General features: G+C 41.0%; 9 protein-coding genes, 1 tRNA gene and 1 rRNA gene. 7 read left to right on the top strand and 4 right to left on the bottom strand.

Going from position 1 to position 13809, the window contains the following annotated elements; genetic code table 11:
- Positions 1 to 75, top strand: a 5S ribosomal RNA gene (rrf, locus tag ACQQ5U_RS13250); the annotation flags it as partial.
- Positions 76 to 131: 56 nt separating this feature from the next.
- Here rrf and ACQQ5U_RS13245 read toward each other — a convergent pair.
- The 4 genes from ACQQ5U_RS13245 to ACQQ5U_RS13230 all read right to left on the bottom strand — a co-directional run bounded on the left by ACQQ5U_RS13245 (position 132) and on the right by ACQQ5U_RS13230 (position 8760).
- The gene (locus tag ACQQ5U_RS13245; protein ID WP_437398200.1) at positions 132 to 1076 is read right to left on the bottom strand and encodes a hypothetical protein; all 945 of its coding nucleotides are present in this window, start codon (positions 1074 to 1076) and stop codon (positions 132 to 134) included.
- 251 nt (positions 1077 to 1327) lie between these two features.
- Complete coding sequence (locus ACQQ5U_RS13240) at positions 1328 to 2794, bottom strand: glutamate synthase subunit beta (RefSeq protein WP_437398199.1); 1467 nt, start codon at positions 2792 to 2794, stop codon at positions 1328 to 1330.
- An 8-nt stretch (positions 2795 to 2802) separates the two neighbouring features.
- Entirely contained in the window at positions 2803 to 7308 is a 4506-nt protein-coding gene (gene gltB, locus ACQQ5U_RS13235) for a glutamate synthase large subunit (protein ID WP_437398208.1), read from the bottom strand.
- A gap of 309 nt (positions 7309 to 7617) precedes the next feature.
- Complete coding sequence (locus ACQQ5U_RS13230) at positions 7618 to 8760, bottom strand: acyl-CoA dehydrogenase (protein ID WP_437398197.1); 1143 nt, start codon at positions 8758 to 8760, stop codon at positions 7618 to 7620.
- Positions 8761 to 8995: 235 nt separating this feature from the next.
- Between ACQQ5U_RS13230 and nhaD the strand changes: the two genes are divergently transcribed.
- From nhaD to ACQQ5U_RS13200, 6 genes are all read left to right on the top strand, one after another.
- Positions 8996 to 10381, top strand: coding sequence for a sodium:proton antiporter NhaD (gene nhaD / locus ACQQ5U_RS13225; RefSeq protein ID WP_437398195.1), 1386 nt, complete (start codon positions 8996 to 8998; stop codon positions 10379 to 10381).
- Between the two features lie 57 nt (positions 10382 to 10438).
- The gene (locus tag ACQQ5U_RS13220) at positions 10439 to 11131 is read left to right on the top strand and encodes a MotA/TolQ/ExbB proton channel family protein (RefSeq protein ID WP_437398194.1); all 693 of its coding nucleotides are present in this window, start codon (positions 10439 to 10441) and stop codon (positions 11129 to 11131) included.
- A gap of 9 nt (positions 11132 to 11140) precedes the next feature.
- Entirely contained in the window at positions 11141 to 11527 is a 387-nt protein-coding gene (locus ACQQ5U_RS13215; protein WP_100816272.1) for an ExbD/TolR family protein, read from the top strand.
- A complete protein-coding gene (locus tag ACQQ5U_RS13210) occupies positions 11527 to 12405 on the top strand; it encodes an energy transducer TonB (RefSeq protein WP_437398192.1) in 879 nt (292 codons plus the stop codon). The genes ACQQ5U_RS13215 and ACQQ5U_RS13210 overlap by 1 nt, the downstream gene beginning before the upstream one ends.
- Positions 12405 to 13616, top strand: a complete 1212-nt coding sequence (locus ACQQ5U_RS13205) for a bifunctional folylpolyglutamate synthase/dihydrofolate synthase (RefSeq protein WP_437398190.1) — start codon at positions 12405 to 12407, stop codon at positions 13614 to 13616. The genes ACQQ5U_RS13210 and ACQQ5U_RS13205 overlap by 1 nt, the downstream gene beginning before the upstream one ends.
- Positions 13617 to 13686: 70 nt before the next feature.
- Positions 13687 to 13761: transfer RNA gene (locus tag ACQQ5U_RS13200), tRNA-Val, on the top strand.
- Positions 13762 to 13809: the final 48 nt, after the last annotated feature.

The raw sequence follows: 13809 nt of genomic DNA, 5'->3' as shown, positions 1-13809 counted from the left end.
TCCGAACAGGGAAGTTAAGCCCGTTTGCGCCGATGGTACTGCCACACCAGGTGGGAGAGTAGGTCGCCGCCTTCTTTGAGGCCCTTCACATATGTGAGGGGCTTTTTTTGTTTTTACTTGGTATATTGATCCTATTCTTTAATGGAAAAGGTATACATCAGATTCTTTTCATCTGCAGCAGGAACTTCAGAAATTAGAACATAATTTCCAGGAATCAAGTCGGCTTCAAAAAAACCTTTGCTTCCTGCAGGAAGGTTATTCATTCCCCCAAGAAATGTAAACCCTTTCGGGGCTGGAGTAATTAACCCTTTGGGATCCATCCAGTTCATCCATTGGATTAATGAGTCTAAGGAGGCAGTGTTGTCGTAACGAACAAGATTTATATCATGTCCTACAAAATTTTCATAGACCTTTTGATCTATAAAATTGGTTTGAAAAATCTGATTTCCTGAAGTGACAGTGTCTTTTAAAATAAGTCCATCTGTACTCGAAATATCGATGCTGACTGTTGGAGCAGGAGGAGTTAACTCGGTAGTTAGATTGGATACAATAATTTCTTTAAGCATTCCATGAGAAGTATGCCATTCTCCATTGAACATTTTTACATAACATTCCATCATATACCGTCCAGGTTCTAGATAGACTGTGCTTTTTGCTGTGTGTTTGGGGGAAACAAGGCCCGTCCCACCCAAAAATTTTACTTGTTGGAACCATTCAGGTATTTTGCCAAATGCGATCATAGCACTATCCATTTTGTTTTCCATGATGAGTCTCATTCCATCATCGAATGGAGGTAGTAGTTCTGCTTTGGTGTTTTCTATTGTTATACCTTCCGGGTATAGATCCATCATCACAAAGTGTACTTCAGGTGACTTATTATCGTATATCAATGTGTTCCAACCTGAGTACAGCGTGTCCGCGACAAAAAATTCCATGCTTTGCGTATGTATATGTACTTCACCCAATTCCAACGGATCTTTTTGCGGAGTTACGGTTTCTTCTTTTGTGTCTTTTTCTTTTGTTTTACATGCAAATAGTGTCAAGAATAAAAAACAAAATGTCAGTAGAATTCTCATAAGTAATGTATTAAGAGGTTAGTTATTCTCTTTTAATACATAGCAATGGGTTTAAAGGCTAGTAGGGTAAGACAACTCTTCTGAAGATACAAACAATTTATTGGTCAACACATTATCTGTGTGTAGATGGTGGATTTGCCTATGTAATTGATTGATAATCGGTTGTGATTTGAATTTTATGCTCATAAAAAACTCCCCACAGTGAAATACCGTGAGGAGTGGCGTAAGTTTAGTTGAGATTTACGCGTTTTTTATACTCTTGGTAAATCCCCTTCACCTTTCAATGGTAAAAAGGATTGCCCCATCAAATATTTATCGACGTAATGCGCCGCTTGCCTGCCTTCAGAAATGGCCCAAACAATTAAGGATTGACCTCTTCTTTGATCACCTGCAGCAAAAACGCCCGGAACATTGGTTTTATAATTTTCTACAGAAGCTTTTATGTTGGTTCTTGTATCCAATTCCAAATTTAATTGATCAGCAACTGTGGTTTCGGAACCGGTAAAGCCCATAGCCAATAGAACCAAATCACAGTCCCATTCTTTTTCTGTGCCTTCCACTTCTTTTAACATAGGTCGTTGGCCGGGTTGCTTGATCCACTCAACTTCTACAGTTACCAGGCTTTTTAAATTACCATCTTTATCTGTATTAAATTTTTTAGTCGAAATACTGAACACACGTTCTGCCCCTTCCTTGTGCGATGTACTGGTGCGCAATCGCATTGGCCAAAACGGCCAAGGTTGTCCTTCTGGACGATCGGGAGTTCCTTTGGGCATAATTTCAAAATTCGTAACCGAAGTAGCACCTTGTCGTATAGATGTGCCGATACAATCAGAACCTGTATCGCCACCACCTATTACGATCACATTTTTTCCTTTTGCAGAAAGTTCTTCCCCTTTATATGGAATACCATCCACCTTTCTATTGTTTTGAGGTAAAAAATCCATGGCCTGAACTACTCCTTTGGCATCTGACCCAGGAATGGGAAGGTTTCGTTTCACCGTAGCACCACCACACAGTACTATGGAATCAAATTCTTGCTGTAGATCGGTTGCAGTGACATCAATACCAACATGGATCCCTGTTTTAAACTGAATCCCTTCTTTTTCCATTATTTTCAGCCTACGATCAATTACGCTTTTTTCCATTTTAAAATCAGGAATACCATATCGTAAAAGGCCACCAGGTTTTTCATCTCTCTCGAAAACGGTAACTGTATGCCCTGCTCGGTTAAGTTGTTGGGCGGCGGCCAAACCAGCTGGTCCAGAACCTATGACAGCTACTTTTTTATCAGTTCGTATTGTGGGTGGCTCGGGTAGAATCCATTTATTCTTAAAAGCTGTTTCCACAATATTCTTCTCAATATTCTCAATGGATACTGGGGCTTCATTTATTCCTAAAACACAAGCTTCTTCACAGGGAGCAGGACACAATCTTCCAGTGAACTCCGGAAAATTGTTGGTGGAATGAAGTATTTCAGCTGCTTTTTCCCACTTTCCTTTGTAAACCGCATCGTTAAAATCAGGAATTAAATTCCCAAGCGGACAACCACTGTGGCAAAATGGAATTCCACAATCCATACAACGGGCCCCTTGGTCTTTTAATTCTCCTTCTTTTAGAGGTTTGGTAAACTCCTTATAGTTTTTGATGCGTTCTTTGACAGGGGCGTAAGTTTCATCCTTTCTGTCAAATTCCATAAATCCTGTAATCTTTCCCATGTCTCAAATTATAAGGTTTGCATTTTTTCTTCTTCTAATCGGATAAGTGCTTGGCGGTATTCTTCCGGGAATACTTTTATAAATTTAGGAAGACATTTTTCCCAATTTTCAAGAATGCTTTGCGCCAAAGGACTTAAGGTTGCATTGTAATGGTTTTCAATCAAATCTTTTAGTTGCTTGATGTCGTTATCCTCATCAACAGGTAGTAGGTTCAAGTGATCTCCATTACATTGTTGTCTGAACGTGTTATTCTTGTCGTATACAAAGGCGATGCCCCCACTCATCCCAGCACCGAAATTTCTTCCGACGGAACCTAAAATTACGGCAACTCCACCTGTCATATACTCGCATCCATGATCTCCAATCCCTTCGACTACCGCTTTGGCTCCAGAATTTCTAACACAGAAACGTTCTCCGGCTTTGCCGTTGATGTATGCTTCACCAGAGGTTGCTCCATAGAGGGTCACATTTCCTGTAATAATGTTGTCTTCTGGCTTTATGGTGGATTTAAAAGGCACTTTAATAATCAATTTAGCTCCTGATAAACCTTTTCCAAGGTAATCGTTGGTATTTCCGTTGACCACCATGGTAAGTCCTTTAGTGGCAAAAGCTCCAAAACTTTGTCCTGCTGATCCTGTAAAGTTTAATTTAAGGGTGTTTTCTGGTAATCCGTCTGCACCATAAATCTTTGATATTTCGTTACTGATAATAGCACCTACAGCTCTATCCGTATTGTGGATAGGGAAATCCAAGGTGGTTTTCTCTTTCCTGAACAGGGCAGGGTGAGCCTTTCCGATAATTTCAAACTCGATGGATTTATCAACCTCGTGATATTGTTTTTCGGTATTGTGGAATTTGGTTCCTTCGGGCACGTCGACTTGATAAAGTATCGGAGACAAGTCGATACCTGCAGCTTTGTAATGTTCAATGGCCTTTTTCCTATCTAACTTTTGAACCTGTCCAACCATTTCATTTAAGGTTCTGAAACCAAGTTTGGCCATGATACCACGTAGTTCTTGTGCAACAAAGTACATGTAGTTGACCACGTGCTCTGGTTTACCTTCAAACTTTTTACGAAGTTCTGGGTTCTGGGTGGCTATGCCAACGGGACATGTATTCAAGTGACAAACACGCATCATCACACAACCGGATGCCACCAACGGAGCCGTTGCAAATCCAAATTCTTCTGCCCCCAATAGGCAAGCAATTGCCACGTCCCTGCCTGTTTTTAATTGTCCATCGCATTCCAAGGTTACCCTGTTTCGTAAATCGTTCAACACCAAAGTTTGTTGGGCTTCGGCTATTCCAAGTTCCCATGGAAGTCCGGCATGCTTCAAAGAGGTTAAAGGTGATGCCCCAGTTCCTCCATCAAATCCTGAGATTAAAATAACATCGGCCTTGGCTTTGGCAACACCAGCGGCTACCGTTCCCACACCAACTTCGGATACCAATTTTACATTGATGCGAGCCTCTCTGTTTGCTGATTTTAAATCGTAAATCAATTGCGATAAATCCTCAATAGAATAAATATCGTGATGGGGAGGCGGGGAAATCAATCCTACATAAGGGGTCGAGTTCCTTGTTTTGGCAATAGCAGGGTTTACTTTTGGACCGGGCAGTTGACCACCTTCGCCAGGTTTAGCACCCTGTGCCATTTTTATTTGGATTTCTTGTGCACTGGTCAGATAGTTGGACGTTACGCCAAACCTACCAGAAGCTACTTGCTTGATGGCACTGTTCTTCCAATCGCCAGTTTGACTTTTATAGAAACGAGCCGAATCCTCTCCTCCTTCACCTGAATTACTCTTTCCTCCAATTCGGTTCATGGCAACCGCAAGATTTTCGTGGGCTTCCTTGCTGATGCTTCCATAGGACATGGCCCCGGTTTTAAACCTTTTTACAATTTCTGTCCAAGGTTCAACTTCTTCAATGGGAATAGGGTCATAGTTCGAAAATTCGAACAGTCCGCGGATGGTCATTAGGTGTTTGGATTGCTCATTGACCAATTTGGAATACTCTTTATAAGTTTCCGGCTCGTTATTGCGTACCGATTTTTGAAGCATGGCGACACTTAATGGATTGAACATGTGTTTCTCGCCGTTCCTTCTCCATCGATACTCTCCACCGACCTCAATATCGAGATTGGCAGCTATTTCCTGTGCTAGGAATGCCTTTTTATGGCGTTTGGTTACTTCTTTCTCTATTTCATAAAGCCCAATTCCCTGAATACGGGTAGGGGTATTTGGAAAGTATTTATCCACCACCGTGGTGTTGATACCGATACACTCAAACAATTGTGATCCTCGATATGAGTTAAGGGTGGATATTCCAATCTTGTTCATCACCTTCAGGATACCTTTTCCTATGGCCTTGTTGTAATTTTTGATAGCTTCCTCAAAAGTGTAACCGGTGATGTTGTTCTCTTCAATTTGCTCACCAATGATTTCGTTCACCAAATATGGGTTGATGGCACTTGCCCCAAAACCAAACAATAAGGCAAAATGATGCACTTCTCTTGGTTCTGCGGATTCTATAATGATACTCAATTTAGAGCGTTTTCCTAATTTTCTGAGACCGCTATTCACATATGAACATGCCAAAAGGGCTGGGATAGGAGCCATTTCTGCACTCACCATTCTATCCGATAGAATGATAATATTGGCGTCTTCGTCAATGGCCTTGGAGGCTTGTTGTAGAATGGCGTCCAAGCCTTCTTCCAGTCCATTGTGCCCTTTGTTGATCTCATAGAGCATGGAAATGGATACTACCTTATAATCCGGACTGGCATCGTAATTTTTGATTTTATCAAGATCTTCCTTGGAAATAACAGGGTTTTGGATTTTCAGTTTTCGGCAGTGCAGCTCGGAAAAGTCAAAAATATTATGGTCGCTTCCCAAGGTTAGACTAATATCCGTGATCAGTTCTTCGCGTATACCATCCAAAGGCGGATTGGTTACCTGGGCAAAAAGCTGCTTAAAATAGTTGTATATTAATTGGGGTCTTTCAGATAGTACGGCAATCGGTGTATCGGAACCCATAGAACCAATAGGCTCTTTACCATTTTCTGCCATGGGCATTATAATGGTATTGATATCTTCTTGGGTATACCCAAAGGCAGTTCTTCGGGTTTGCAAAGGGAATTCGCCAAAGAAAACAGGACAATCGTTATAAGGTATATCCCTTAAATGCACCAAATTCTTCTTCAACCATTTTTGATATGGATGCTTTTTGGCAATGTGCTCTTTGATTTCCTCGTCGTTAATGATTCTTCCTTCCTCCATGTTTACCAAGAACATTTTTCCAGGCTCCAATCTTCCATGGAATTCAATATCCTCTGGTTCTAGTTCCACAACTCCTGTTTCCGAGGACATGATAACATATCCTTGTTTGGTTACAGAATATCTTGATGGGCGAAGTCCATTCCTATCCAATACCGCTCCGATATAGTTGCCATCTGTAAATGGTATGGAGGCCGGTCCATCCCATGGTTCCATAAGACAGGAATTGTATTCGTAAAATGCTCTTTTGGCCTCGGACATGTCAAGGTTTTTCTCCCATGCTTCCGGCACCAGCATCATCATAACTTCGGGCAACGAACGCCCGGTCATTAATAATAGTTCAACTACCATATCCATACTCGCGGAATCCGATTTAGCGGGCAATACAATGGGTAGTATTTTTTTGATGTCCTCACCAAACCAATCACTCTCCATGAGTTCTTCGCGCGAGCGCATGCGAGAAACATTTCCTCTCAAGGTGTTTATTTCTCCGTTGTGGCACATATATCTAAAAGGTTGCGCCAAATCCCACATTGGGAATGTGTTTGTAGAGAATCTTTGGTGAACCAGAGCCAAGCGTGTAACTACTCTTGGGTCCAATAGGTCTTCATAGTATCTACTGATATCTTTTGGAACCAAAAGCCCCTTAAAAATGATGATTTTAGTGGAAAGGCTGGGAAGATAGAAGAATTCACTTTCCGATAATTTACTTTCGGTTACGGTATGCTCCGTGATTTTACGTGCAATGAAGAGCTTGAGGTTAAATTGAAAATCATCCAAGGCTTCACCTTTGGCAACAAAAACCTGCATTACATAAGGTTCGGTTTCGGCAGCTATTCTTCCGGGAACGGAACGGTTAACAGGCACATCTCTCCATCCTAACAATTGAAGTCCTTGTTTCTTTATGTTTTCCTCAAAAACCTTGATGCAAAAGTCACGCTGGTTTTCCTTTTGTGGAAGAAATACGTTCCCTACGGCATATTCACCTGCTTTTGGTAATTCAAAAGGACAGGTATCCACAAAAAAGTTATGGGGAATATCTATTAATATTCCTGCACCATCACCGGTTTTGCCATCTGCGCTTACAGCACCTCTGTGTTCCAATTTATCAAGGATTTCGAGGGCTTTGTGTATTATATCGTTGGACTTTATTCCTTTTAGGCTACAGATGAAACCTGCGCCACAGTTATCATGCTCAAATTCCGGTAGGTATAAACCTTGCTTCTTCAATCTCATCATTAACGTATTTCTTCAAAAATATCAAAATGAATGAATAAAATATAAGGTTTTTGTTGATTATCAGATAAATAATCAAGATAATGTCTGTGGGGTTAAAAAAAATTCAATTTGGGAATATGTGGAATGTTAAATTATCATTATCTCAAATTGGACAACGAAAATATGCTCTTCCCTACGAAGAAAAGAGTGTTTAGTTGTATTTGATTGTATTTGTAGGAGGAGTAGTTCCTAAAAAGAAGGGGGTTTTGTAAATAAAAGGCTTTTGAAGAAAAAGAACCCCCTCTTTTGAGAGGGGGTCGTAATTATTTAATCTTTAAGGATGCTCCTTGATATGACAATTTTCTGTATTTCGGAGGTACCTTCATAAATTTGAGTGATTTTCGCGTCCCTCATCAATCGCTCTACATGGTATTCTTTTACGTATCCATTTCCACCATGAATCTGCACGGCTTCCACAGCGGTTTCCATAGCAACTTCGGACGCGTAGAGTTTGGCCATGGCGCCCGAAAGTGTGTAATCGTTTCCAGCATCTTTATCACATGCGGCTTGATAAACCAAATGGCGCGCCGCTTGGATTTTGGTGTGCATATCGGCCAATTTAAAGGCAATGGCCTGGTGGTTCGAAATTTCTGTACCAAAAGCTTTTCGCTGTTTGGAATACTTTAGTGCAAGTTCGTAAGCTCCAGCAGCTATTCCAAGTGCCTGTGCAGCAATACCAATTCTTCCTCCAGCTAAGGTCTTCATAGCGAACTTGAAACCGAAGCCATCTTCGCCGATGCGGTTTTCCTTGGGTACTTTTACATCGTTGAACATTAAGGAGTGGGTATCGCTACCTCTTATACCCAACTTATTTTCTTTGGGCCCAATGTCGAAACCTTCTGTGCCTTTTTCAACAATCAAGGCATTTATACCACGGTGACCTTTTTCTCTGTCTGTTTGTGCTATGACCAAATAGACTTCGGCTTGATTTCCATTGGTTATCCAATTTTTGGTTCCATTTAATAGGTAGTGGTCCCCTTTGTCTATAGCTGTTGTTTTTTGAGAAGTAGCATCGCTTCCCGCTTCGGGTTCGGACAAACAGAACGCGCCAATTATTTCACCTGATGCCAATCGGGTCAGGTACTTTTCTTTTTGTTCTTCTGTTCCGTATGCTTCCAGTCCCCAACATACCAAGGAATTATTCACCGATACCATTACTGAAGCAGATGCATCAATTTTGGATAATTCTTCCATGGCTATTACGTAAGAGAGGGTTCCAAGGCCGCTTCCACCATATTTTTCGTCAACCATCATCCCCAAAAAACCTAGTTCTCCCATTTTTCTTACTAGCTCACTAGGGAATTTTTGAGTTTCATCTCGCTCGATAACACCAGGTAAAAGTTCGTTTTGGGCAAAATCTTTTGCCGCTTGTTGTATCAGTAACTGTTCTTCGGAAAGTGTGAAATCCATAAAACTGAATAATATTTAAAAACTGGCTACAAATATAGCTTTCAAATATTAATATTCTATGGATATGACCAAATAAATGAGAATGATTGAATTTTTAACGATTTTTTCAATATCAGTGTTTTGTCTTCACATATTTTTATAGCGATAAGATTATGCGGAAATATTCATTTTGAATATCTTTAGCAACTCAGATAACTACTCAAAAATTTTATTCCTTAATTAAACCAAACTTAACATGGAAACCCTCTTAGTTGTCATTTTTGTAATTGGATATTTGGCAATTACCCTAGAACATAATTTAAAAATAGATAAACTTATTCCGGCTTTGGCCATGATGGCGGTGATGTGGGCCCTTATGTCATTTGGAATCGATGGTTTTACCACTTGGTTCGATTCTGGCGAACACCATTTGTTGGAAAATTTCGGCACCTTTGGGCATGCTGAAAAGATGGAGCTTTTGGAGGAAACTCTACTGCACCATCTAGGAAAGACCTCTGAAATATTGGTGTTCCTCCTAGGAGCAATGACCATTGTGGAAATTATTGACTATTTCGATGGCTTTTCTACTATAAAGTCTTTTGTAAAGACTAGAAGCAAAAGGAAAATTCTTTGGATCTTTTCATTCTTGGCCTTTATTCTTTCAGCAATTATAGATAACCTGACCGCAACTATTGTGCTTATTTCCATTCTTCAAAAAATTGTAAAGGACAGGAACGTAAGGCTTTGGTATGCAGGTCTTATTATTATAGCGGCCAATGCTGGCGGTGCTTGGTCACCAATCGGCGATGTAACCACTACCATGTTGTGGATCGGTAAAAAAGTAACTACCGCTAACCTAATCGAGCATTTGCTCATACCTTCATTGGTGTGTATGGTCGTTCCTTCGTTGATTGCATCATTCCTGCCTGCTTTCAAGGGCAAAATCGAGGCTGAGGAAGAAGAGCCGTCAAAATCTAAATTTGGGGCAAATATGCTTTATTTAGGTTTAGGTGCTATCATATTTGTACCGATATTTAAAACTATTACCCATTTGCCACCTTATGTTGGAATGATGCTCTCCTTGGCAGTGGTTTCAACTTTTGCGGAAATATATAGTAGTTCAAAGTTTTCCATTTCCAATGTGGACCATGAAAGCGATGAGGCTTCCCATCATAGTCCCGTACACAAAGCACTTACAAAAATTGAGTTACCAAGTATTCTTTTCTTCTTGGGTATTTTAATGGCGGTGGCGTCATTGGAATCTTTAGGTATGCTTTTCAATTTTGCAGAGGGCCTAAAACAAGGAATGCCTTTGATGGGTACGGAAATGGCCGGCACACAGGTCTCCGATTTGGTGATATTGTTGCTTGGGGTTGGATCAGCGGTGATAGATAATGTTCCGTTGGTAGCTGCCAGTTTAGGAATGTTCTCTGAGCCGATGAATGACCAGTTATGGCACTTCATTGCATATTCAGCTGGAACCGGAGGTAGTATGTTGATTATTGGCTCCGCTGCTGGTGTTGTAGCTATGGGTATGGAAAAAATTGACTTCTTTTGGTATCTTAAAAAAATATCGTGGTTGGCTCTTATCGGATTCGTTTCAGGATCTATTTGCTATATGCTGATGCGAAATTTGTTCTAAAAAATACTTTAGTTCAAAAATCTCCGTTATAATTGCAACTTAAATTGGGGATTTTATATGAATATGTTTCAAGAAGTGACGGAAGGCGTTGAGGCAACTGCCTCTATTTCCGAAGAAAAGACCTTGTCCGTAATAGATCTTATTGTCAACGGTGGAACAGGAAGTATTGTCATTATTATGGTACTTTTTGTTCTTCTGTTTGTAGCTATGTACATATATTTTGAACGCATTTTTGCAATAAAAGCTGCGTCCAAGATAGATAAGAATTTCATGAACCAGATTCGTGATCATGTGATGAACGGAAAGTTGGAAGCTGCAAAACTGCTGTGTGCCCAAACGGACTCACCCGTAGCCCGACTTACTGAAAAGGGGGTGGCTAGGATCGGAAAGCCGTTGGATGACATCAATACGGCAATTGAGAACGCAGGTACACTCGAAGTGTACAAGCTCGAAAAGAACGTGAGTGTCTTGGCAACCGTTGCCGGTGCTGCACCTATGATAGGTTTCTTGGGAACCGTAATCGGTATGATTTTGGCATTTCATGAAATGGCAAGTAGCGGAGGTCAGGCGGAAATGGGATCTTTGGCATCGGGTATTTATACTGCAATGACCACAACAGTTGCTGGTCTGGTGGTTGGTATTATCGCATATATCGGTTACAACCACTTAGTGAACAGAACTGATAAGGTGGTGCATCAAATGGAGGCCAATGCGGTAGAGTTTTTGGATTTGTTGAACGAACCTATATAACCTTTAGCTATGAAACTGAAGGGAAGAAACAAAATAAGCCCGGAATTCAGCATGTCATCAATGACGGACATTGTGTTCCTATTGTTGGTGTTTTTCATGCTGACGTCCAATGCGCCGAATGCGTTGGATTTGCTCTTGCCAAAGGCAAAGGGAAAATCAACCAATACACAGAATGTTTCGGTTACAATTGATAAGAACCTGAAATATTTTGTGAACAACGAGCAGATCAACAAAGAATACATTGAAATTGAATTAAAAAAGGCACTTGAAGGTCAAGAAAAGCCGACAATCATCCTCAGAGCAGAAGAAAACGTGGCCATTAAAGAAGCGGTCAACGTAATGGACATTGCCAATAGGAACAGTTACAAGGTTATCTTGGCAGTGCGGCCAAAATAATGTCCTTTTTAGATACGAGACACAAGAAAAAATCCTTTACGCTTACAACACTTTTGTTAAGCGCACTACTCCTGTTGCTTTTTTATATCGGCCTTACTTACCTCGACCCACCCATTGAAAACGGGATTGCCGTCAATTTTGGTACCATGGATTTTGGAAGTGGGGAAGTACAACCTAAAGAACCAGTAAAGTCTGAACCAAGGGAAGTCGAAAGCCAACCCGAACCGCAAGAAGTGACAGAGCCTGCCGAACCTAAAGAAGCAGTTGTAGAAGAAGCTCCCGTGGAGGAGGTTTTGACCAGTAATGATGAGGAAACCATCAAGCTGAAACAACGGCAAGAGGCCAAGCGTAAAGCGGAAGAAGAGGCCGAAAAAGCCAAGGCGGAGGCCGAGCGAATCGCTCGTGAGAAACGTGAAGCCGAAGAGCGCCAAAGACAAGAGCAAGAAGCCAAGAAAAAAAGCGTTGATGCCCTAATCGGTGGTATCGGTAAATCCGATGGTACAACCACAGGCAGCGAAGGTGACGATAATCTGGCAGGAGATAAAGGTCAACCAGATGGAGACCCTTATGCTTCATCTTATTATGGTTCACCAGGAAGTGGAACTGGCGGCTATGGCTTAAGTGGAAGGTCGTTGGCCAATAAAGGCAAAGTACAGCAAGAATGTAACGAAGAAGGTAGGGTTGTCGTAAGGATTACCGTTGATAGGTCAGGTAAAGTTGTCAAGGCTGAACCTGGTGTAAAAGGTACCACCAACAACGCTCCCTGTCTTTTGGAACCAGCTCGTAAAACAGCACTTCTCCATCAATGGAACTCCGATTCCAATGCACCTGCGCAGCAAATAGGTTTTGTAGTGGTCAACTTTAAATTGGGGCAGTAGTGACCTATAAAGAGACTTTGGACTGGATGTTTGGACAACTTCCGATGTACCAGCAAAAGGGAGCGGTGGCCATGAATGCCAAGTTGGATAACATTATTCACTTTTGTAATGTCCTGGACAATCCTGAGAAAAAATTTAAAAGTATCCATGTTGCTGGAACCAACGGGAAAGGTTCCAGTAGCCATATGTTGGCTTCTATTCTTCAGGAAGCTGGATATAAGGTCGGATTGTACACTTCTCCTCACTTAAAGGATTTTCGGGAACGTATCAAAATAAATGGAAAAGTTGTCAGTAAGCGGTTTGTGAAGGATTTTATTGAACAGCACAAACCTTTTTTAGAGTACAATAGGCTTTCTTTTTTTGAAATGACCGTTGGGATGGCCTTTACGTATTTCGCTGAAGAGAAAGTGGATATTGCGGTGATAGAAGTCGGTTTGGGAGGAAGGTTGGATTCTACCAACATTATAGTTCCAGAGGTTTCTTTAATCACCAATATTGGAATCGACCATACTCAGTTTCTGGGAGATACCCTTGAGAAAATTGCATTGGAAAAAGCGGGAATCATTAAAAGAAAGGTTCCAGTGGTAATTAGCGAGACCCAGCCTGAGACTAAAATGATTTTCAACTTGATTGCCCATCAGCTTAAATCCAATATTGTTTTTGCTGATAATGAACCTGCAGTAGTCTATGAAACTGATTTGTTGGGGGAATACCAACAAAAGAATATCAATGGAGTGGTGGCATGTATTCACCAATTGAAAAATTTTGAGGTTCCGGAGAAAGCAATTGTCGCAGGACTTAAAAAAGTTGTGGCAAACACAGGACTTTTGGGAAGATGGCAGGTGTTACAAAACAATCCTTTAGTGGTTTGTGACACTGCGCATAACAAAGAGGGACTTCAATTGGTTTTAAAACAGATTGAAAAGCAATCCTACGATCAACTTCATATCGTGCTTGGTTTTGTAAAGGATAAAGATGTGAATTCAGTTCTTGCACTTTTTCCAAAGGATGCAAAATATTATTTTGTTAGGCCAAGTATCCCGAGAGGGATGGATGCCCTAGTGCTTCAAGAATTGGCTAAGGAATTGGGGTTGAGCGGTGTAGTGTGCAAGTCTGTAAAAAAGGGATTCAAAAAAGCATTGAATTGTGCTGATAACAAGGATATGATCTATGTTGGGGGGAGTACTTTTGTTGTAGCGGAAGTAGTGTAATTTTTTTTCATTTTTTGTTTTTTAAATGAAAAACAGTGTTATATTTGCACTCCCATTTAGGAAATTGAATGGGCGCTTAGCTCAGTTGGTTCAGAGCACCTCGTTTACACCGAGGGGGTCGGGGGTTCGAATCCCTCAGCGCCCACAACTAGAAAAAAGCCTTCGAGAAATCGAAGGCTTTTTTTGTTTGTGT

Source organism: Flagellimonas lutimaris, assembly GCF_051494225.1.
In the GTDB taxonomy this organism is placed as follows: Bacteria; Bacteroidota; Bacteroidia; order Flavobacteriales; family Flavobacteriaceae; genus Flagellimonas; species Flagellimonas lutimaris_A.
This window is presented reverse-complemented; position numbering and strand designations above follow the sequence as displayed.